The organism is Micrococcus sp. NPDC078436 (assembly GCF_040702705.1).
Taxonomy (GTDB): Bacteria; Actinomycetota; Actinomycetes; order Actinomycetales; family Micrococcaceae; genus Micrococcus.
On record NZ_JBFBLX010000013.1, the window covers coordinates 48,274 to 68,736 of the forward strand.

Sequence of the window (20,463 nt, forward strand, 5' to 3'; positions counted from 1 at the left end):
ACCGTGACCCCATGCTGACCTCCTCCCTCGCCGCCTGGCTGCTGACCACGTCCCCCAAGAACCCGGAAGAGCTCCAGCGCGACCTGCCCTCCGCCGTCGACGAGACCGGCCAGGTGGCCCAGGCCGTCACCCAGATCGTCACGGCGGTGGACCTGGTGGGCGTGTTCTTCTTCGCGATCTCCGGCGCCATCCTGGCCGTCCGGAAGGGGTACGACATCGTCGGCTCGCTACTGCTGGCGCTCATGGTGGGCACCGGTGGCGGCGTGATCCGCGACCTGATCGTCAACCAGGACGTCCCGTCCGCCTTCCGCAACCCGTGGTATCTCATCCTGCCCGTGCTGGCGTCCCTGGCCGTGTTCTTCAAGGTCTTCGACGGCGAGCGCGGCAAGAACGCCGTGATGCTCGTGGACGCGGTGGGCCTGGCCGTGTACTGCGTGGTCGGCACCCGGATCGCGCTGCTCGGGGGCCTCTCCCCCGTCTCGGCCGCGGTGCTCGGGCTCGTCACGGCGGTGGGCGGCGGCCTGCTGCGCGACGTGGTGGCGGGCGAGCCTCCGGCCGTGTTCGGCGGGCGCGGCTGGTACGCCGTGCCTGCGCTGATCGGCGCCGCCGCCACCTCCGCGCTGGGCCAGGCCGAGTGGCTGAGCATCTACACGATGCTCGCGGTGATGCTCGTGGTCCTGACGCTGCGCGCGGTCTCCCTGCGCGAGGAGTGGATGGCCCCGGGCGCGGAGATCACCGGGGAGACCCAGCGCCAGCGCATGGACCCGGACGGCGCCCCGCCCGTGCCGGACGTCCGGGACCAGGGCAGCCCCGCCGACCCGCCGCGCGAGAGCGGCCAGGAGCCCACCACGCCCACCCCGCAGGTCGAGGAGAGCGCCATGGACCGCGCCGTCGAGGGCGACGACGGCGCCTACCGCCACTGATTCCCCCTCCCCCTGGAAAGGAGCCGCCGTGGACCTGCAGCAGCTGTTCGCCGAGCTGGCCGACGTCCCCTGGCTGCTGACCGTCCTGGACCTGGTGGGGGTGTTCTTCTTCGCGGTCTCCGGGGCGCTGCTGGCCGCGCGCAAGGACTTCGACCTGGTGGGCTCCGTGGCGTTGGCCCTGTTGGCGGGCCTGGGCGGCGGCATCACCCGGGACATCCTCCTGGACCGAGGCCTGCCGGCATCGCTGCAGGACCCGATCTACCTGGCCCCGCCCGTGCTGGTGTCCCTGCTGGTGTACGTCAAAGTGATCCACCCGAACCGCCTGAACCTGACCATCACGCTGTTCGACGCGGCGGGCCTGGCCCTGTTCACGGTCTCCGGCGTGATGATCGCCCACGCGATGGGCGTGCACCCGGTGTCCGTGGTGGTGGTGGCCACCGTGGGCGCCCTCGGCGGCGGGGTGCTGCGGGACATCGTGGCCAACGAGGTGCCGTCCATCTTCGACCCCCGCGGCGTGTACGTGATGCCCGCCGTGGTGGGGGCGGCCGCGGCGGAGCTCGTGGCGCAGCGCGGTGCCCTGAACGCGTTCACGGGCTTCCTGATCGCGCTCCTGGTCTTCACGGTGCGCATGCTCGCGTACCGCTACCAATGGCGCCTGCCCGGCGCGGACGTCAGCCAGGACAAGGACCGACTGGACCGCCTGCGCCGCCTCGCGGAGCAGGCGCAGAAGGCGGCCGTCCGACGCGCGGCCCGCGCCCGGGAGCGGGGGCCGCGGGCGGCCTTCGGCCCCGCCGAGGAGTACGAGGGCCAGGTGCGTGTGGAGGACTGGGACCCGGACACCCAGGCCATCACGGTGGTGGACGAGGCGGCCCGCCAGTCCGTTCGTTACCACCCGGAGACCGGCATCATGGACGTCACGGACCTGCGCACCGGCCGCACCCGGTCCTACGACGACCCGGACGACGACTGGGTGGTGGACACCGGCTCGGCCGAGGGCGCGGACGCGGACCGGGACGACGCCGGCCGGTGAGACGGTCTATGCTGGAGGTCCATGACCGGCACCGCTGACAGCGTCCCCACCATGGCCCCCACGCAGACCTCCCGCCCCGTCGGATTCGACCGCGCGACGTACATCGAGCTCCAGTCCCAGCACATCCAGGAGCGCCGCCGCCAGATCGGCGGGAAGCTGTACCTGGAGATGGGCGGCAAGCTCTTCGACGACCTGCACGCCTCCCGCGTCCTGCCCGGCTTCACCCCGGACAACAAGATCGCGATGCTGGACCGCATCAAGGACGAGACCGAGATCCTGGTGTGCTTCAACGCCAAGGACCTCGAGCGGAACAAGGTCCGCGCGGACCTGGGCATCACGTATGAGGACGACGTCCTGCGCCTCGTGGACGTGTTCCGGGAGCGCGGGTTCCTGGTGGAGCACGTGGTGGTCACGCAGCTGGAGGACGCCAACCACCGTGCGCTGGCGTTCCTCGAGAAGCTCGAGCGCCTTGGCCTGAAGGTGGCCCGCCACCGCGTGATCCCCGGCTACCCGCACGCGACGTCGAAGATCGTCTCCGAGCAGGGCTTCGGCGCCAACGAGTGGTCCGAGACCACGCGGGACCTCGTCGTCGTGACGGCCCCCGGCCCGGGCTCCGGCAAGCTGGCGACGTGCCTGAGCCAGGTGTACCACGACCGGCAGCGGGGCATCCCGGCCGGCTACGCGAAGTTCGAGACGTTCCCCATCTGGAACCTGCCGCTCGAGCACCCGGTGAACGCCGCTTACGAGGCCGCCACCGTGGACCTGGACGACATCAACCTGATCGACCCGTTCCACCTGGCCGAGTACGGCGAGCGCGTCACCTCCTACAACCGCGACGTCGAGGTGTTCCCGCTGCTCTCCGCGCTGCTGGAGAAGGTCACGGGCACCACCCCGTACAAGTCCCCCACGGACATGGGCGTGAACATGGCCGGCGCGGCGATCGTGGACGACGAGGTGTGCCAGGAGGCCGCGAAGCAGGAGATCATCCGGCGCTACTACAAGGCTCAGGTCAACGAAGCCCTGGAGGGCGCGGACGACACCGAGTCCGAGCGTGTGGCCCTGGTGATGTCCAAGCTCGGTCTGAGCTCGGAGGACCGCCCGGTGGTGGGTGCCGCGCAGCTGGTGGCCGAGCGCACCGGCGAGCCCGGCGCGGCCGTGCAGCTGGCGGACGGCACCCTGGTGACCGGCAAGACTTCGGAGCTGCTGGGCTGCTCCGCCGCGGTGCTGCTCAACGCCCTCAAGGTGCTGGCCGGCATCGAGGACGACGTGCACCTGCTCTCCCCCGCCTCGATCGAGCCGATCCAGACGCTCAAGACCGTGCACCTGGGCTCCAAGAACCCGCGGCTGCACACGGACGAGGTGCTGATCGCGCTGTCCGTGTCCGCGGCGACCGACGAGAACGCGAAGGCAGCCGTCGAGCAGCTGGCGAGCCTCGAGGGCTGCGACGTGCACACGACGACGATCCTCGGCTCCGTGGACGAGGGCATCTTCCGGTCCCTGGGGATGCTCGTGACGAGCGAGCCGAAGTTCCAGAAGAAGGGGCTGTACCGGAAGCGGTGAGGCAGGACGGTTCGGGCGGTCGCTTTCGTTGACGAAACGGGCGACCTCGAGGCGTTTTCGTTCGAGAAGTGGGAGCGGGCCGCGCGTGGGTCGCGGCCCGCTCAGGAGGCCCCGGCGGTGCGCCGGGGCCTCCGTTCGTTGACGACGGCGACGACGCGCTCTGCGACGACGGCCGGGTCCTCGTGCTCCCAGAAGCGGAGGACGAGCCATCCTCGCTCGGTCAGTACTCGGGTGGTCTCCGCGTCACGAGTGCGATTGGTAGCGACCTTGTCCGACCAGTAGCCGCCGTTGGCCTTCGGAGCGATGTAGTGCTCCGGACAGCCGTGCCAGTAGCAGCCGTCGATGAGCACGACCACACGAGCGGGCCGGAACAGGATGTCCGCGGTGCGGCGCAGGTCCTTCTCTGGCTTCGCGTTCACCCGGTAGCGGAGGCCGGCGGCATGGACGAGCCGTCGGACGGCGAGCTCGGGCTGGGTGTCGCGAGAGCGATTGCCACGCATTGTCGCCCGAGCACCGGCCGAGGAGGCCCAAGACTGTCTCACGCGGACAGACCTATCACCGCCCCGAAAGGAACTGCCGCAATGACAGCGGCCGCCTCCGAGCCGTCGGGCTAGGAGCCGCCACCGGTTCCGTCCCCACCGGCTCGGGTGCGATCGACACAGCATCGGACACAACATCAGTCCCTTGGTCCCGCCGCGCTGACATGGCGGCCTTGGTCTCGCTGTCGATGTGCTCCACGATGGCCACAAGCACTGACTCCCTCTCATCGGTGAACACGAGGAAGCCCGAGGCGGCCTGGAGACGACGCATGAAGTTTCGGGTGTAGAGCCGCCTCTCGCCTGCCTCGAACTCGCTCCGGACGATCCGCTCCGCGACGAGCCTCGCGAGGACCGGGCGCTGCGAGGTGATGTCACGCTCCAGCAGGGCAACGTGATCGTCCTCAGTCAGCCCCTGCGACTCGACGATCTCGGCACCGAACACAGCCCAGCGTCGCCAGAGTCGCTGGAGGACGTGGCGCCGGTTGCCGCCTGTCAGACGCGCCTTGAAGCTCGCGGCGCTGGGACGGCCAACATGGGTGATGCGCGGGAGGACGAGGTCGGGCAACAGAACCAGGGTGAGGAAGTCCCACACTGCCGCATCGCCGAACTCGCCGACGCGGCCCTGTGACGCATCGAACAGGACCCGCCCGAGGGCGAGGTCGAAGTCGTTGCCAAACGATGGCGACGACTCCTCGACTCTCTCCACTGCGTCCAGACAGGTCTGACGCAACACCAGCAGGTCATCCACAGTGCTGGGGCTTCCGCCCGTGGGCGGAAACACGCCTGGCCTCGACAGGGCGGCGTCCAGGTCTGCCGGCTCAAAGACGAGCTCATCGGTCTGGTCCATGAGGGCCCGCCGCGCCTTGTTCGCGCTGGACAAGTCGAGACGCGGGAGCAGTCTCCTGTGGCTCATGCCTCTCCCTTCAGGATCCCCGCGCCGGACATCAGCTTGAACTCGAATTGCTCCGGCATTTCCCGATACAGCCGGCAGGTCTCGCGCAACGAGGTGTGGAAGTAACGCTCCGCGGCCTTCCGTGCCGCCGCCACGATCGACTCAGGGTGCTCTGTTGCGAGGTCGTCGACGAGTGGGCTTGCGGTGGTGGAGGCCAGTCCAGACTGAGAGACGCCCTCCGCCGAGCGCGCGACGAGTCGGCTCGTTGCCGCCACGAGCTGGCGTGCAATGTCCATCTGAAGTAGCTGGACCGTAGATCGCGGAGCCGTGCCGTCGAGCAACTGGACGGCCTGCGGATAGTCCTCGTTCACGAAGAGCCGGACCGAGGTCTGGAACGGATCGTCGAGATCGATCGGCACCACCTCGAAGCGCCAGGGCGCCGGCGCCCATCCCTCAGCACGGAATGAAACCACGCTCGTGGGGAAGCCCCCCTGGTCCTGGCCCAGGCCGACCTTCTGCGGCCTTGCCTGGGCGATGATCCGGTCGGTGAGCCACAGGTGGCCCTGCATCGGCATGACGATCGATGCCTCGAGGTCAAGGCGAGTCGCGACGCTGGAGCCGTCCAGGGTCACCATGCCTCGCCCCACGAATCTGTCGCCGTTGCGGCGCAGCTCGGCGCGAGCGCTCTCGTTGCGCGCAGTCGCCTTGCATCGCGCGGCAACCACCATCTCCGCCGACGCCACGTCCCCGAGGGTCTCCAGGGCCCTTCCCTCTAGCGAGACGTCGATGTGGAAGGTGAGCCGCGAGTTCGAGTCCCAGTGCTCCGACACGTCCTTGAGCGCGCAGATGTTGCCGTCGACCTCGGCCGACCACTGGAACCACTTGATGCTGGACTCCGGCAGACGCGGATATCTGTGCAGGACCAGGCTGGTCATGAAGCCTCCTCGCTGACGTCCAGTTCGAGCTTGATCGACGCATCTATGGTGGGCCGGACGACGACCTGACCGCGGGCGCCTGCGGTCACTAGCACCGACGGCCCCGTGGTCTCCGCTCCGGACAACGACCAGCGGACGTCGACCTCGTTGTCAGCCAGCTGGATGTCCCCCTCTGAGGTCATGGCGCGAACCGTCGCCCGCACCTTCCCTGTGCGGCCAGGATCGCCATGTATCTCGAAGCTGACCGCCCAGGCACCGTGTTCTTGGAGCTCGCTGGAGAGGACGGACAACACCAGGACACGGCCTGTCGTACGTCCGGACGGAGGGGTCTCCCCGGCGGTGCCGGCGGACCGAGCCCCACCGTTCGTGCTCTCGTCGGCGTTCGTTGCCTGCTGGCCGGGAGAGCTGAACTCTCCGGCGACATCCGGAGCGCCTGCGACGGGAACGAATGCGCCGAGAGCGCGTGACAGCTGGCGAGCCGACAACGACTCCTCCGCCGTCTTCCTCTGCTGGCCCTTCACGAAGCTCCGCACCTGCGCGCGAACCTGGCGCTTGACATGACCAACTACATACGCCGATGGCGGATGGGCTACTGCGGCGTCGTTCCACGCATCATGGGTCGACGGCTCGGACGCCGCGAAGTGGACATCGCACTCGGGCGTCGGCTTGAAGACGGCGTACCATTCAAGCGCATCCTCGGGATCCAGGCCGAGATCGTCATAGTCAACTACCAGCTCCGCACCGGAGCGCATGAGGCAAAGGCTGTTAAGGCGTCGCCCCTGGGCCCCCTCCACCGTTAGGTCTCGTAGGGCCCTGGCCATGAACAGATGGCCAGCAATCCGATCGTCACGGTCGCCAAAGTAAGCCTTCTTCGGGTGCTCCTCGGTGTACTTGGGGCTCAGGCGGATGTCCTGCGTCACCTCCTTGCGGATCAACTCCGGACGATCCCATGGGGTGCATGCTTCCTCCCCCAGCTGCTTTCCGCGGATGGAAGACAGGCCGTGCGCGAACACCCGATAGCGCTCCTCGACGAGACGCTCCACGTCGTGCGGCTCTCCGTAGACCTCGAACTCGACGATCATCGGCGCGTTACCGTCCGCATAGGGGACGAGCTTCGGCCAGGCGCTCGTGAGGAGCGCCGAAAGCATCTGGCGGCCGAGCTCTTTGCCCATCTGCTCGTTGCGCACGTGCGCGAGTGCGGGGATGCCGTTGTCGTCCGGCAACATCACCGTTGGGTCGATCACCAGGATGGACGTCCCCGTCTCGTCCTCGCCGAAATGTGTGTCGAAAAGTCGCTCTCCAAGGCGCCTGGCCGCGTCGCCTCGCAACGGTTCGATCTCCTCAACGTCGGGGCTACCCCACCAGTGAGCACCGGTGAAGCGCTTCCCTTCGACCTCGAACGCATCGTGCAGCGCGGAGGCGATCAGACGGTCCTCTAGCACGCCGTCACCCCGATCACAGCGCGTCCAGTAGACGACCGAGTGGGCGCCCGATACCTCGAACGTCGCTGTCTTGCCGAATCCAAAAGTCCCTCCAGCATGACCTCGTGACTTCGTCGTGCCGATGTCAAAAACGAAGGCGTTGAAGTTGTTGGGTTCACCCTCCGGAGCTGCGACATCAGGGCTCACCGGGCCATTGAGACCGGTTGTTCCTCGATCGAAGATCTCAACAACGTGGAGAGCGTCGGTCTGGAGGCTCTCCTCCAGGGCCCGAAGTTCAGTCCCCAGGCCGGTGAACACGTCATCCCGCAGAGTGCGAACTAGTTCATTCCCCGCCTCCCGGATGCGGACACCGTAGGCCGGGTACCAGTCGTCCATCGCCGCATCCCACGAGTTCTGCAGGGTCTCTCGGACGAGAATGTCGACCTTGCTGAGCTCACCGTGAGTATGGAGGAGCTTCCCTAGGCCGCCGCTCGTCTGATCACCGGCCCCGCGCGGCTTAGAATATCGCTTGAGCCTGACCTGAGGATTACTCATGTGCACTTCCATCTGCGAAGAGGCAGTAGTCGAAAGACGTCTTGAAATCGTCGCCGAGTGCGCTGAGGTCGAGCGAGTATCGGAGGTCTGACACAGCGTTGACCGTCGCCTCGTGGAGGGCAGAACGGCGCAACACCGGGGTGTCCGGCCGAATCTCCCAGAACTTCTGGCCGACCAGCTTCAATCGATGCCCGTGCGACCCAGGCATACCGACTACGTAGCCGGCCGATGCGAGCTTCGCACGCAACGCGGACTCCGAGACGCCGGCGTCGATGAGTTGCTCGACGAGATCCAAGATCGTCTGACCCTGAGGGTGCGGCTCGATCTCTATCACGGCCAGGTGCAGAGCGTTGCCCTCGGAGGGGTCCAGCTGGCGAAGACCATGGATGGTCACCGACTGACGGTTTTGGAGGGATGCTGTCTTCACCTCGATGCTCAGCTGGGGACCAACGAAGTCGTGCCGTTCCCCTTCAGGCCCTGCCCACATTTCCAGCGCCCGCGGGCCCACTGCCTCGACCATGTCACGCAGGATGCAGAGCTCCCCATGCAGTCCCCTCACTGACGCCTCCGAGATGCCCTTACGGGCCACGCTCAGCAGTCGACGCCACTCGTTAGCGGTCCCCGCAAGAGCGTTTAGCACCGGCTGACCGGCGTCCACGGCCTCAACCACATCCTCGAGGAAGGAGTGAAACACCTCGTCCAGGCGTGAGTCGAGGCACTGCACCTGCACTGCCCGCAAGCTCTCCCCATGTTCGTTGGAGATAGTAGCGGAGGCCAGGTGGACGACCTGGCTGACATCGATGTCGAGCAGCTGATGGTCCCCCGACTCAAAGAAGGCGGTGAGGAGCCCCGAGGACGTCCGCCCGGTCCAGATCCTCTGACTCGACGCACGCCCCTCGACTTGCACCACCTGGTACTCAAGGGCACTCCACGCACTGGGCTCCTTCTCGGCCCGAGCAAACGCCTCACGAATCGCCATCTGGGCCCGCCTCGACCGGAGTGCCGGGAACAAGCACGCTTAAGAAGTCTCCGTCGTTGTCCAGTGCGCCCGTGGTGTCTGAGGGCAGGACGAGAGCGTAACCGATGATGGCATTCAAGCCGGGCGTATCCGGGATGCTGGAGTCGATCTTCTGGAGCACTTCGGCCATCGGCAGCCGCCCGCCGGCGGCCCGCGAGCTCACCGGAGAGCTGGTCGAGATGGGGTACAGCACGAGTAGCCCCTCGCCATCGGCCCCGCCCTCGGCCACGGGCCTGCGGCGAGCCGTGTTTTGCTGCGGCTCAGACTTCACATCGCCGATTCCGGCCGTGCCCATGGCCTTGAGGTCAAGGACGCGATCTTGCGCCGACATGAGGGCACGGATGTTGATGCTCTGGCCTTCTGGGTCCGCGAGTGGAGAGCGATGGACTGTTCGAACGCCCAGCGGCGAGGCGTCGGACAGGGGGTTCCCATTGCCGCTGGCAACGACGACGCGCCACTTCTTATTCGGAAGCTTCTTTTGGGCCCAGCCGAGGGCACGACGATGCGTCTTGTCGTGGTCCTCGTGGATCGAGAACTCCTTGAAGAATCCCTTCACCGTCTCGAACTCGACGTCGGTGAAGACTCGATGAGCAGCCCCAGTGGACTTCACGACTTCCTGATCCCCGAGACGCTGAATCAGCGATTCCGCGGCACGGACGTTCCCGACCTGAGCGTCCACCTTCGAGAAGTCGAACATCGTCGTCTGGATGGCGTGGCCCTGGTACGTGTACTCGACTTGATGGGCATGCTTCATCTTGGCAGCCCCCGTGATCTCAAGCCGTCCGGGGTGCCTGCGAATCTTGATACCGATTGCCTCCGGAGTCTGCCCCTCACTCGCCATGCGAGTGATCTCAGCGCGGAGCTCGGACTCCACCTGAGCCAAGAACTGGTAGTCCGACTCCAGCCCCTCGGCGAGCCAGATGCGCTGGAGGTCTTCATAACCCGGCCGGTATCCGAACCAGCGGCCCATCTGCAGGAGGGTGTCGTAGGCCTTGGAGCTACGGGTGAAGAAGGAGACGAACAGGCCCTCCAGAGTGAGGCCACGGGACAGCGTGCCGCCACCGATCACGATCACTGGTACCGGCCTAGCGTCGTCATAGCGCAGACGCCTGTTCGCGTCCTCACTCCCGTTGTCGACCACGACATCGATCAGGCGCAGCACAGCACGGATCTCTTCAGCCACCTGGGACCACTCAGGGGCTGGGGCATCTCCCGTGTAGAGCTCCGCGACACGGCTCTCCTCCTCGTCGAAGATGCTCCGGAACTCAGACACGTCGCCGTCACGGGCATTGGTCTTCATTGGCTCCAGGAACTTCTCGATCACATCGCGCATGGCGAAGTGCGGCTCCACGTTCTGGGTGGTGTGGACCAGCATGGAGGAGTGCTTTTCCCTCTGACCCCGGAGGCGGCGAATGGCACACGCCACGATGAACCAGCGAATCGCCTGGCCAAGGGAGTGGGTAACGACCGGCACGAAGTCGGCAGCGTCCTTCTGACGCTGCGGGGTCAGCTCTGACAGTTCGTCGGAGGGAATGCGGCGGATCACGTCGAGCCCGTCAGAGGACTCGCCATCGATGAAACCTCCGGTCATGCCGAAGAGCGCCTCCGCACCGAAGTAGTTCTTCGGGGTCGGCATGACATGAATGAAGTCTTTCGGATAGAGGCTCTCGAGCCGACCGCCGTCAGGATCCGCGGGATCGCCGGCATCCTCCGGATTCATGAAGACGTTCGCGAATGGAGTCGCCGTATATCCCACATACGTCCCGTTCTTGATCTTCGACCAGATGCGGCGCATCTTCTTGTTAATCTCAGACGGGTTGTCTTCCGGGTCATTCGAACTGTCCGGCGTCGCCTGGTCAGACTCGTCGTCGACGATAAGGATCGGGGTGTCCCCGAGCGTCTTCTCATCTAGCTGGTCGAGGAATTTCAGCAGGTAGTCCAGACGAGAGGTCTCCTTCTTCATCACAGCGATCATCTTGCGATCGGCCCCGAGACTGGACACTGTCGCCGCGGCGTTGTTCCAGCCCTTCTCCTGCATGTCATCCTCGATGGTGGTGAGCTTGATCCACCCCGACGGATTGTCGTCGACGCCCAGATCCCTGCTGATGCGCTTCTGCGTCTGGGCGCGCAAATTGTTGTATGTGCCGGAGAAGATCAGGACAAACCTGTAGTTGACGTCCAGAGCCTTGGTGCAAACGGCGGCGTAATTCGCAGTCTTCCCTGACTGAACGTTTCCGACGACTAGCCCACGGCGGCGCTGATGCGAGTGCGGCTCGGCCAGCTGTGCGACGATCTGATCGGACGAGCGGTCGATCGACTCCACAGCCGAGGCCAGACCGGCGGAGGACATCTTCTGCCGCAGCGACGACCAGCGAGGACCCTCCGTCGGCAGGTACCAGTTGCGATGTCCGCCAAAGCCGTCTTCGTCCACAGATGTCGCACCGCCGTCGAGCTCGACCTTGATGGTGTTAGCCCATGTGTCGACGGCCACCTGCCGCTCCTGAAGGAGCTCCTTAAGCGCCGTCCGCATCTCATCGTCGGCGTACTCCAGCAGGGCCTGGACGGCAGCCTCCGTGGACTGGCCCTTCTTCTTGCGCGCTTCAATCTGGCGTGCGAGCGCCCTCTTCATGTCATCCAATTCGCCCAAATCAACACCTATTTCGCGAGTGCGGACTCTTCTTCTGGTCACAGACCGGGGATGGGAACCACCCCACGGGCCCCTGAACCACCAGTGAGACTTGCTGGAATACTTTCATAGTCGATCCCAAGGAGTGTACGGAAGAGGGCCCCGAAGACCGCCGCGGCACCCCTCGGGGGAACAGCCATGCCGACCTGTTTCCGGATGGAGTCCCTCCTCCCCTCGAAGTGGAAGGTGTCCGGGAATGTCTGGAGGCGTGCACGCTCACGGTTGGTGAGGGCCCGGGGTTCATCCCAGTGGTAGACGTGGGTGCCACCGCCCCCGGACCCCGTCACGGTGTACGAAGGCTTGGCCGGGTCGAGACGTCGGTAGATCTGGCTGATGGTGGCCCCACGGACATTGAGCCGTGCCTCCTCGGTCATCCGCTTGGCATTGAATGCATTCTCACCGGGGTCGATGAGCTTCAGTCGCTCGACCACCTGTTTCGACTGACGGGTGCGCTCGTTATTGGTGACAGACGCCGGGATCGGCGCAGCGACAGCCTCACCGGACGTCGCGAAGGGCTGTCTCGTCCCGGGTCCGTGAGTGGGGGCTGGCACGGCGTACTCGACGTCGAGATCATCGCGAACCCCCACGACGAGAACGCGATGCCGCGCCTGGGGAACGCCGTACTGCTCGAACCGGTAGAGGTGCGGAGTGATCCGATATCCGGCGTCCTTGAGCTCCTCCAGAATCACCTGGAACGCGCGACCGCCGTTCGCGCTTCGAATGCCGCCCACGTTCTCGGCGACGAACCACTTGGGCCGCTTGGCCTCGAGAACCCTGACGCCGGTCTTGTAGAGGCCGCCGAAATCACCCTCGAGCCCCTTGTGCTCACCGACAAGGCTGAAGTCGTTGCAGGGAAAACCGAAGGCGAATCCATCAATGTCGCCGAAGGAGTCGATGTCCTCGGCAGCGGCTCGCGCGTCACCGACCTTGACAGACTTCAGCGTCGCACCGGGAATGTTGCGTCGGTACGTAAGACAGGATGACTCGTCGATGTCGACAGCCCACGCGTGCTGGAGAGACATCCTGTCCCGCAGTTCAGGGTCCCTCTCGACTGCCTGGTGGGCGCCGAGTGCCATGCCTCCAGGTCCGGAGAAGAACTCCCCCATCTTGAACGTTTCCATGCAACCTCTATCACTCTCCGCCGCAGACCTGCGTGGGAACGCACGCGGCATACTGCAGCTTAGCGCGATCCTGCCGTCTCGGCAGCCTGGAAGGCACCGTGTGCACAGGCGGCGCACGCTGGGCCTCTTCCACGGGGACATCGCGTGTCAGAGGATGACCGGAACTCATGAAGCCTTCGGAAGGACGAGGACGATGGCCACATTGCCCTGGACCGCGGGGGAGACTCTGCTCGCCCTCGGGCTTGCTCACGACCTGGAGTGGACCAACCCGAGCAAGGGGACGCCCGCAGTCGTCGGCCTGTCTCGCCTGCTCGCTCAGGGTCCCTTCCATCCAGGAATCAGTCTGCCGGACAACTTTCGAAACCCGAATGCCGTCAAGATGAAGGTGTCCAACCTCATCTGGCACTACTCCGGCGGAGAGCACGGTCTCAAGCAGGGGGCCGCGCAGGACCTCGCCCTTGTCCAGCTCTACAGGTCAGATCCGGCGCTCGTGTTAAGCCTGGCGCACGACCTCCGCTCCCTGGTCGAGCAGTCGTTTGGAGATGCGGCCCTCGTCCCCTGGCCTCACGAGTAGTCCGCCCACACCCGCCGATCCACACCGTCCACGGTCATCACGCCGCCGTGCGGCAGCACCCACTGCGGCCGGGTGTGGCCGAACGGCACGCCCACGCACACCACCGCATCCGGGTTGTAGCGCCCGACCTCCTCCAGCACCACATCACCCTGCTCCGCGCGCAGCCGCGCCCGCTCCTCCGCACCCCGCGGCGCCTCGAAGGAGCTCGTCGGTGGGCGGGCCGCCAGCACGGCGTCCACGGCGCCGAGCACGCCGCCCTCCCCCAGGACCCGCAGCAGCCGCCGCACCTCCCCGGCCGAGGGCAGCTCCTCGCTGGTCTCGATGAGCAGCACACCGCCCTCGAGCACCGCCATGTACGCAGGCCCGCGGCCGGCCGCCATCACCCACGGCAGCACCTCCAGGCACCCGCCCCACGTCCGGCCGGTCACCGCGCGCTGCGGCCCGGCCCAGCGCCACGGTGAGGCGCCAGCGCCGACGCCGCGCGCGCCGTCGTCGTGCGGGCCCGGCACCGGCTCGCGCGTCCCGAATTCGGTGAGCGCCCGCGGGTCCAGCCAGTCGACGCCATGGTCCTCCGACTCCCCCGGCTCCGTGATCTCCAGCCGCCCTCCCGTCAGCAGGGCGGCCCGCAGGGACGCGGCGTGCACCTCATCCACAGCCGGTCCCGGCCCCAGGTGCACCTGGGTGGAGCCGCCGTAGAAGCTCGCCACCCCGTTGCCCCACAGCCACTGGTGCAGGTTGGTGTTGTCGCTGTAGCCGAGGAACGGCTTGGGGTCCGTGCGCACTGCGTCCGCGTCCAGGTGTCCGATCACGGTGATCTGGTCCTCCCCGCCCACCGTGGCGATCACCGCCCGGATCTGCGGGTCCGCGAACGCCGCGTTCAGGTCCCGCGCCCGGTCTTCGGCGCTCGTCCCGAGCTGCCGGGTGGTGGGGTACTCGACCGGCACCAGTCCGGTCACCTCGGCCAGGCGGCGCATCGCCTGCTCGTGCACCGCGGGCGCGAAGCCGGGAGCCGCGAACGACGGCGAGACGACGGCGATCCTGTCGCCCGGCTGGGCCTTGGGCGGGTGGACGAGCGGCTGAGTCATACCGGGAGCGTAGCGAGAGGCCATCTGTCCGTCGCTCCTCTCACGCAGACCAGACGACCTGCGCCCAGACCGCCCGGCGCCCCTCACCCCTGACGCAGCTCGCGGCGCAGGATCTTGCCCGTGGCGTTCTTCGGCAGCCCGTCCATGATGGTCACCGTCCGGGGCTGCTTGTAGCGGGCCAGCCGCTCGGCCGCGAACGCCTGGAGCTCCTCCCCCGTGACGGCGCTGCCCGGGGCCAGCGAGACGAAGGCGGCGATCTCCTCGCCCAGCCGCTCGTCCGGCACACCCACCACGGCGGCCTCGACCACGTCCGGGTGCTCGTAGAGGACCTCCTCCACCTCGCGGGGGTACACGTTCATGCCGCCGCGGATGATCACATCCTTGAGCCGGTCCACGATCATCACGTACCCGGCCTCGTCCCGGCGGGCGATGTCCCCGGTGCGGAACCAGCCGTCCTCGTCGAACGCCGCCTCCGTGTCCTCCGGGCGGCCCCAGTAGCCGGCCATGATGCCCTCGCCCCGGATGCGCAGCTCACCGGAGGTCTCGAGGTCCTCCTCGGGCACCTCGGTGCCGTCCATCGCGACGATCCGGAACTCGAAGCCGTCCACCGGCCGGCCCACGGTGCCCGGACGGGTCGGCGCGTCCACGGGGTTGAAGAAGCACGCGCCCGCGTTCTCGGACAGCCCATAGCCCTCGTACACCGGGACGCCGTAGAGCTGTTCCGCCGCGCGCAGGGTCTCCACGGGCATGCTCGCCCCGCCGGAGAGGGGCAGGCGCAGGCGGGAGAGGTCCGCGGGCTCGGCCCCGGCCTCGCGGCGGGCCCGGGCGACGGCGAGGAACGCGCCGTGGATGGTGGGCACGCCGGGCAGGAACGTCACACCGTGGTCCTGCAGCTGCTGGAAGGCCCCGTCCGGAACGAAGCGCGGCATGAGGGACAGGGCGGCGCCGGCGAACACCGCGCCGTTGAGCACCACCGAGAGCCCGAACACGTGGAACATCGGCAGCGCCGCGAACACCACGTCGTCCGGGCCGAGGCGGGTGAGGTCGCTCGCGGTGGCCATCGCGTTGGAACGCAGGTTCGTGTGCGTCAGCCGCGCACCCTTGGGCCGCCCCGTGGTGCCCGAGGTGTAGAGCAGGACGGCGTCGTCGTCGGGGTCCCGCGGGGTGATCTCCGTGACCGGGGCGATGCCCTCGACGGCGCACTCCCGCCCGACCGCTTCGAGGTCCAGGGTGACCACCTCGACGTCGACGTTCCCGGCCACCTCGTCCACGGCCGGCAGCCCGGGCATGGCCCAGAGCATGCGCGCCCCGGAGTCCTCGAGGAAGTACTCCAGCTCTCGGGCGGTGAACAGCGGGTTGAGCGGCACCATCACCGCACCCAGACGCATGAGCGCCTCGTAGACCGCCACGAAGGCCGGGACGTTGGGCAGCAGCACGGCCACCCGGTCCCCCGGGCCCACCCCGCGGTGGCGCAGCCAGCCGGCCGTCGCGGCCGTGACCTGGTCCAGTTCACGGTAGGTCATACGGGCCTCGCCGATCAGCAGCGCCACGGCATCCGGCTGCCGGGCCACAGTGGCCGAGAGCAGCTCGGCCACATGGCCCCGGCGCTCGGTGGGCCGGCCGTGGGTGGTCGCGGAGGTCTCAGGGGTGTCGGAGGTCGTCACGGTGGCTCCTGGTGCTCGTCGGGACGGGTCGGGTCAGAGGAAGGCGGAGTGGCCGGTGAGCCCGCGGCCCACGATCAGCGAGTTGACCTCGTAGGTGCCCTCGTACGTGAAGATCGCCTCGACGTCGCAGAAGAAGCGGCCGAGACCGCGGTCCGCGAGGATGCCGTTGCCGCCCATCAGCTGACGCCCCAGAGCGGCCGACTCGCGGCACATCTGCGAGGTCTTGAGCTTCACCAGGGAGGCCTGGGTCATGGACACCTCGCCCTCGGCCTCGAGCTGGACGGCGCGGTGGGCCATGCCGAGCGTGGCGGCCAGGTTGCCGGCGATCTGCACGAGCAGGGACTGCACGAGCTGGTGGGCGGCGATCGGACGGCCGAACTGCGTGCGCTCCAGGGCGTAGTTCCGGGCGATGTCCAGGACGGCCTGCTGCGCGCCCACGGCCTGCCAGCCCAGCCCGTTGCGGGAGCCGAGGAGGATCACGTTGGTGTCCGCGAACGAGTTCGCCTTCTCCAGCTTGTTCTCCGCCGGGATCCGCACGTCCGTGAAGGTGATGTCCGCGTTCTGCACGATCTTCACGGCGGTCTTGTGCTCGATCTTGGTGGCGCTGTAGCCCGGGCGGTCGGTCTCCACGATGAAGCCCTTGACCTGGTCGTCCGCCTCGTCGCGGGCCCACACGATCGCGATCCGGGACATGGTGCCGTTGCCGATCCAGCGCTTGGCCCCGTTGATCACCCACTCGTCGCCCTCGCGGCGGGCGGTGGTCGCCATGCCGCCGGCGACGTCGGAGCCGTGCTCCGGCTCGGTCAGCCCGAAGCAGCCGGTGTACTCCATGGCGTAGAGCCCCGGGAGCCACTTCTGCTTCTGCTCCTCGGAGCCCAGGTGCTCCAGGGTCGCGCCCACGAGGTCGTTGTGCAGGGCGAAGTAGACGCTGAGGGAGATGTCCGCGCGGGACAGCTCGGCCATCAGGCAGCCACGGAACAGCGGGTCGGTGGTCATGCCGTTCAGGTGGTTGTAGCCCAGCTCGCCGACGCGGCGGGCGATCTCGTGCGGGAACTCGTCCTTGCTCCAGGCCTCCGCCACATGCGGGGTGACGATCTCGGCCAGGGCGGCGCGGATCTCCGCGAGCTTCTCCTGCTGCTCGGGCGTCAGGAGGCGGTGGTACTCGAGGACGTCGACGTCGATCAGCGGACGGCTCCGGGTGTCAGCGGCGGTCATGGGGGTTCTCCTCGGGATCAGGGGGTGTCTGCGTCAGGGGGCGCAGCGCCGGGGTGGGCGCGGGGTGTCGGATGAGCGGCTCAGGCGGTCGCCGCGGCGAGGGCGGTCAGCGGGATGCCCCGCTCCTCGCCCCAGGCCTGCCAGTGGGCGGCGTCGTGCTCCAGGAGGGCGCCCGCGATCTGAGCGCGGACGTCCCCGTCCGGGTCCAGCCCGAGGCCCTCGAGGAGCGCGGCCGCGAAGTGCGGCTCGAGCGCGCCGACGGCCACATGGCCGTCGGCGGCCGGGTACACGCCGTAGTGGGGCGAGGCCCCGCCCAGGGGGCTGCGGCGGTCCGTCATGCGGTGACGGTTCGGCAGGGCCAGGGCGTGGGCGGCGTCGGCCAGTGCCACGACGGCGTGCCCGCCCGCCCCGTCCGCGCCGCGGGCCCACAGGAGGGCCAGGGCCGCGGAGACGGCGCGCTCGGCCCCGTGCAGGTCCGCCGCCAGGATCCGAGGCGGCGGCCCCGGCTCCAGCAGGCCCGCCTCGGCCTGGTAGTTGATGTCATGACCGGGGACGTCCGTCCGGTCCCCGGCGAAGCCCGTGACGTCCACCTGGCAGATCCGCGGGTGACGGGCGCGGACGGCGTCGGCGTCCAGGCCGAGGCGGCGCAGGGCCCCCGAGCGGTGGGACGTGAGGAACACGTCCGCCGCGGCGAGGATCCCCTCCATCTCGGCGGCCCCGTCCGGGGACTTCATGTCCGCGGTGCGCACCTGCTGGCCGCGATGCAGCTCCTCGAAGAGGGCGGGCACCAGCGTGGCCACGGGGTCCCCGCCGGGCGGGAGCACGGTGACGACGTCGGCGCCCAGCTCCTGCAGGCGGGCCGCTGCGACGGGCCCGGGCAGGTTCAGGGCGATCGTCACCACGCGCACGCCGGCCAGGGGGCCGGAGGCGACGGCGTCGCCCCCGGCGACGGTCTGCGAGACGGTGTCCTGCGTGCTCACACGAGGCCCTTCCCCGAGGCGGCGCGCGCGCGCAGCCACTCGGACGGGCGGAAGCGCTCGCCGTAGGCCTCTGCGAGCTCGTCCGCGCGCGCCACGAAGTCCGCCAGCCCGTTCTCACGGTTGGTCATGAACGTGGCCGGGCCGCCGGTGTGCGGCGGGTAGCCGATGCCCAGGACGCCGCCGATGTTCGCGGACGCGGTGTCGGTCAGGACGCCGTCCTCGAAGCAGCCGGCCGTCTCGATCGCCATGCGGTAGAGGAAGCGGTCCTGGAGATCCTGCTCCGGCACGTCCACGTCCGAGGTGAAGTGCTCACGCAGACCGGGCCACAGGTGCTTGGGGCCCTCGGCCGGGTACTCGTAGAAACCGGCCCCGCGGGCACGGCCCGGGCGCTCGAACTCCTCCACCATGCGGTCCACGATCTGCTCGCCCGGCTGCACGACGCGCTCGGTGCCGGCGGCCGAGGCGGCCTTCTCCTCCTCTCGGCGCACGTGCTGCGTGAGGGTCAGCGAGACCTCGTCCAGCATGGCCAGCGGCGCACCCGGGAAGCCGGCCTGGCGCGCGGCGCGCTCGACGCGCTGCGGGTCCACGCCCTCCTCCACCATGGCGGCGGCCTCCAGCACGAGGGTGCCGAACACGCGGGAGGTGTAGAAGCCGCGGCCGTCGTTCACGAGGATCGGGACCTTGTGGATCTGCTGGACCAGGTCGTAGGCGCGCTCCACGGCCTCCTGGGAGGTCTGCTCGCCACGGATGATCTCCACGAGCTGCATGCGGTCCACGGGGGAGAAGAAGTGCAGGCCGATGACGTCGGCGGCGCGCTCCCGCGGCTCCTGCAGCAGCGTGATCGGGAGGGTGGAGGTGTTGCTGCACAGCAGCGTGTCCTTCCCCACCACCTTCTCGACCTCCGCGAACACGCCCGTCTTGAGCTCGAAGTCCTCGAAGACGGCCTCGATGACGGCGTCCACGCCGGCGAGGTCCGCGTAGTCCTCCGTGGTGCGGATGCGGCCCAGCACCTCGTCCGCGGCGGCCTGGTCCATCCGGCCCTTGGCCACGGCCTTGCCCAGCAGGTCCGCGCAGTGGGACTTGCCGCGCTCGGCGTTCTCCACCGAGACGTCCTTGAGGACCACCTCGATGCCGTTGACGGCGAGGGCGTGGGCGATCCCGGCGCCCATCATGCCCGCGCCGAGCACGGCCACGGAGCCGACGGTGTGGCGCTCCGTGGCGCGCTCGCCGAGGGCCGCGCCGGAGCGGATGTCGCCCATGTCCGTGTGGAACGCCTGCACCATCGCCGTGGAGACCCGGCCGGTCACGAGGCTCACGAAGTAGCGGGTCTCGATCCGCAGGGCGGTGTCGAAGTCCACCTGCGCGCCCTCGACGGCCGCGGCGAGGATCGCCTTCGGCGCCGGCAGGTCCGCGCCGTGCAGCGTCTTGTGCAGCGTGGCGGGGAACGCGGGCAGGCGGGAGGCCATCGCCGGCTGCTGCGGGGAGCCGCCGGGCAGGCGGAAGCCCTTCTGGTCCCACGGCTTGACGGCGTAGGAGGGGGCGCCGAGCGCCTCATCGGTCTCCTCCGGGCCGCCCTCCTGGGCCTTCGCCGCCGCGGCCCCCTGCTCGAGGATCCAGCGCCGCGCCGCGGGCAGCAGCTCGTCCTGCGAGGAGACGAGCTCGTCGATGACGCCCTTCTCCTTCGCCTGCGCGGGGCGGTACTGGGTGCCCTGGAGCAGCCAGTCCATCAGGGCCTTCTCCAGGCCCAGCATCCGCACGAGGCGCGTGATGCCGCCGCCGCCGGGGAGCAGGCCGAGGGTGACCTCGGGCAGGCCCACCTTGATGCGGGCGTCGTCCACGGCCACGCGGCGGTGGCACGCGAGGGCGATCTCCAGGCCGCCGCCGAGGGCGGCGCCGTTGATGGCGGCGACCACGGGCCGGCCGAGCTTCTCGAGTCGGCGCAGGACGGACTTCACGTGCTCGGTCATCGCGAAGACGTCCGCGGCCTCGTCCGGGCCGGTGGGGCCCAGCTGGTCCAGGTTGCCGCCGGCGAAGAAGGTGCTCTTCGCGCTGGTGAGGATGACGCCGGCGATCGACTCGCGCTCCTGCTCGAGCCGCTCCACGGTGGCCTCCATGGAGTCCCGCCAGAGGTCGTTCATGGTGTTGACCTTGGCGTTGGGGTCATCCATGGTCAGGGTGACGACGCCGTCGGCGTCCTGGTCCCAGGTGATCATGTTCTCAGTCATGGCTGCTGTGCTCTCTCTGCCGTCGGGCGGAAGTCGGGGT

The 20,463-nt window shown here is 68.5% G+C and carries 16 protein-coding genes; 4 read left to right on the plus strand and 12 right to left on the minus strand.

What is annotated here, in order from left to right; all coding sequences use genetic code 11:
• The first annotated feature begins 11 nt into the window (after positions 1–11).
• Genes AB0302_RS08435 through AB0302_RS08445 form a run of 3 tightly spaced genes read left to right on the plus strand, consistent with a single transcriptional unit; the run spans position 12 to position 3,513 of the window.
• Complete coding sequence (locus tag AB0302_RS08435) at positions 12–923, plus strand: trimeric intracellular cation channel family protein (protein ID WP_366371314.1); 912 nt, start codon at positions 12–14, stop codon at positions 921–923.
• A 28-nt stretch (positions 924–951) separates the two neighbouring features.
• Positions 952–1,953: a TRIC cation channel family protein gene (locus AB0302_RS08440; RefSeq protein WP_366371316.1), complete on the plus strand. Its 1,002-nt coding sequence runs from the start codon at positions 952–954 to the stop codon at positions 1,951–1,953.
• A gap of 21 nt (positions 1,954–1,974) precedes the next feature.
• Entirely contained in the window at positions 1,975–3,513 is a 1,539-nt protein-coding gene (locus AB0302_RS08445; protein ID WP_366371318.1) for a DUF1846 domain-containing protein, read from the plus strand.
• 101 nt (positions 3,514–3,614) lie between these two features.
• Here the strand turns inward: AB0302_RS08445 and vsr are convergent, their stop codons facing one another.
• The 7 genes from vsr to AB0302_RS08480 form a co-directional block, all read right to left on the minus strand.
• Positions 3,615–4,178 (minus strand): DNA mismatch endonuclease Vsr, encoded by a 564-nt coding sequence (gene vsr / locus AB0302_RS08450; RefSeq protein ID WP_366371320.1) that lies wholly within the window; start codon positions 4,176–4,178, stop codon positions 3,615–3,617.
• Complete coding sequence (locus tag AB0302_RS08455) at positions 4,069–4,899, minus strand: hypothetical protein (protein WP_366371322.1); 831 nt, start codon at positions 4,897–4,899, stop codon at positions 4,069–4,071. The genes vsr and AB0302_RS08455 overlap by 110 nt, the downstream gene beginning before the upstream one ends.
• Before the next feature lie 62 nt (positions 4,900–4,961).
• Positions 4,962–5,879 carry a hypothetical protein gene (locus tag AB0302_RS08460; RefSeq protein ID WP_366371324.1) on the minus strand — a complete coding sequence of 306 codons (918 nt, stop codon included), beginning with the start codon at positions 5,877–5,879 and terminating at the stop codon, positions 4,962–4,964.
• Positions 5,876–7,696: a hypothetical protein gene (locus AB0302_RS08465; RefSeq protein WP_366371326.1), complete on the minus strand. Its 1,821-nt coding sequence runs from the start codon at positions 7,694–7,696 to the stop codon at positions 5,876–5,878. The genes AB0302_RS08460 and AB0302_RS08465 overlap by 4 nt, the downstream gene beginning before the upstream one ends.
• Positions 7,697–7,847: 151 nt before the next feature.
• Positions 7,848–8,834 carry a PD-(D/E)XK motif protein gene (locus AB0302_RS08470; RefSeq protein ID WP_366371328.1) on the minus strand — a complete coding sequence of 329 codons (987 nt, stop codon included), beginning with the start codon at positions 8,832–8,834 and terminating at the stop codon, positions 7,848–7,850.
• Positions 8,821–11,502: a Z1 domain-containing protein gene (locus tag AB0302_RS08475; RefSeq protein ID WP_366371330.1), complete on the minus strand. Its 2,682-nt coding sequence runs from the start codon at positions 11,500–11,502 to the stop codon at positions 8,821–8,823. The genes AB0302_RS08470 and AB0302_RS08475 overlap by 14 nt, the downstream gene beginning before the upstream one ends.
• Before the next feature lie 56 nt (positions 11,503–11,558).
• A complete protein-coding gene (locus AB0302_RS08480) occupies positions 11,559–12,680 on the minus strand; it encodes a DNA cytosine methyltransferase (RefSeq protein ID WP_366371332.1) in 1,122 nt (373 codons plus the stop codon).
• Positions 12,681–13,065: 385 nt separating this feature from the next.
• Here AB0302_RS08480 and AB0302_RS08485 point away from each other — a divergent pair, with 385 nt between their 5' ends.
• Entirely contained in the window at positions 13,066–13,254 is a 189-nt protein-coding gene (locus AB0302_RS08485; RefSeq protein WP_366371334.1) for a hypothetical protein, read from the plus strand.
• Here the strand turns inward: AB0302_RS08485 and AB0302_RS08490 are convergent.
• The 5 genes from AB0302_RS08490 to AB0302_RS08510 form a co-directional block, all read right to left on the minus strand.
• Positions 13,245–14,339 carry a S66 peptidase family protein gene (locus AB0302_RS08490; protein WP_366371336.1) on the minus strand — a complete coding sequence of 365 codons (1,095 nt, stop codon included), beginning with the start codon at positions 14,337–14,339 and terminating at the stop codon, positions 13,245–13,247. The genes AB0302_RS08485 and AB0302_RS08490 overlap by 10 nt on opposite strands.
• Before the next feature lie 83 nt (positions 14,340–14,422).
• The gene (locus AB0302_RS08495) at positions 14,423–16,003 is read right to left on the minus strand and encodes a long-chain fatty acid--CoA ligase (protein ID WP_366371338.1); all 1,581 of its coding nucleotides are present in this window, start codon (positions 16,001–16,003) and stop codon (positions 14,423–14,425) included.
• A gap of 33 nt (positions 16,004–16,036) precedes the next feature.
• Positions 16,037–17,218, minus strand: coding sequence for an acyl-CoA dehydrogenase family protein (locus AB0302_RS08500; RefSeq protein ID WP_366371340.1), 1,182 nt, complete (start codon positions 17,216–17,218; stop codon positions 16,037–16,039).
• An 80-nt stretch (positions 17,219–17,298) separates the two neighbouring features.
• Positions 17,299–18,198 carry a CoA transferase gene (locus AB0302_RS08505; RefSeq protein ID WP_366371342.1) on the minus strand — a complete coding sequence of 300 codons (900 nt, stop codon included), beginning with the start codon at positions 18,196–18,198 and terminating at the stop codon, positions 17,299–17,301.
• Positions 18,195–20,423: a 3-hydroxyacyl-CoA dehydrogenase NAD-binding domain-containing protein gene (locus tag AB0302_RS08510; protein ID WP_366371344.1), complete on the minus strand. Its 2,229-nt coding sequence runs from the start codon at positions 20,421–20,423 to the stop codon at positions 18,195–18,197. The genes AB0302_RS08505 and AB0302_RS08510 overlap by 4 nt, the downstream gene beginning before the upstream one ends.
• Positions 20,424–20,463 lie beyond the last annotated feature (40 nt).

Coding starts and splice junctions, on each gene's coding strand:
- AB0302_RS08435 (WP_366371314.1), top strand. CDS start 12: ATGCTGACCTCCTCCCTCGCCGCCTGGCTGCTGACCACGTCCCCCAAG.
- AB0302_RS08445 (WP_366371318.1), top strand. CDS start 1,975: ATGACCGGCACCGCTGACAGCGTCCCCACCATGGCCCCCACGCAGACC.
- vsr (WP_366371320.1), bottom strand. CDS start 4,178: ATGCTGTGTCGATCGCACCCGAGCCGGTGGGGACGGAACCGGTGGCGG.
- AB0302_RS08455 (WP_366371322.1), bottom strand. CDS start 4,899: ATGGACCAGACCGATGAGCTCGTCTTTGAGCCGGCAGACCTGGACGCC.
- AB0302_RS08460 (WP_366371324.1), bottom strand. CDS start 5,879: ATGACCAGCCTGGTCCTGCACAGATATCCGCGTCTGCCGGAGTCCAGC.
- AB0302_RS08465 (WP_366371326.1), bottom strand. CDS start 7,696: ATGGACGACTGGTACCCGGCCTACGGTGTCCGCATCCGGGAGGCGGGG.
- AB0302_RS08470 (WP_366371328.1), bottom strand. CDS start 8,834: ATGGCGATTCGTGAGGCGTTTGCTCGGGCCGAGAAGGAGCCCAGTGCG.
- AB0302_RS08475 (WP_366371330.1), bottom strand. CDS start 11,502: ATGAAGAGGGCGCTCGCACGCCAGATTGAAGCGCGCAAGAAGAAGGGC.
- AB0302_RS08480 (WP_366371332.1), bottom strand. CDS start 12,680: ATGGAAACGTTCAAGATGGGGGAGTTCTTCTCCGGACCTGGAGGCATG.
- AB0302_RS08490 (WP_366371336.1), bottom strand. CDS start 14,339: ATGACTCAGCCGCTCGTCCACCCGCCCAAGGCCCAGCCGGGCGACAGG.
- AB0302_RS08500 (WP_366371340.1), bottom strand. CDS start 17,218: ATGACCGCCGCTGACACCCGGAGCCGTCCGCTGATCGACGTCGACGTC.
- AB0302_RS08510 (WP_366371344.1), bottom strand. CDS start 20,423: ATGACTGAGAACATGATCACCTGGGACCAGGACGCCGACGGCGTCGTC.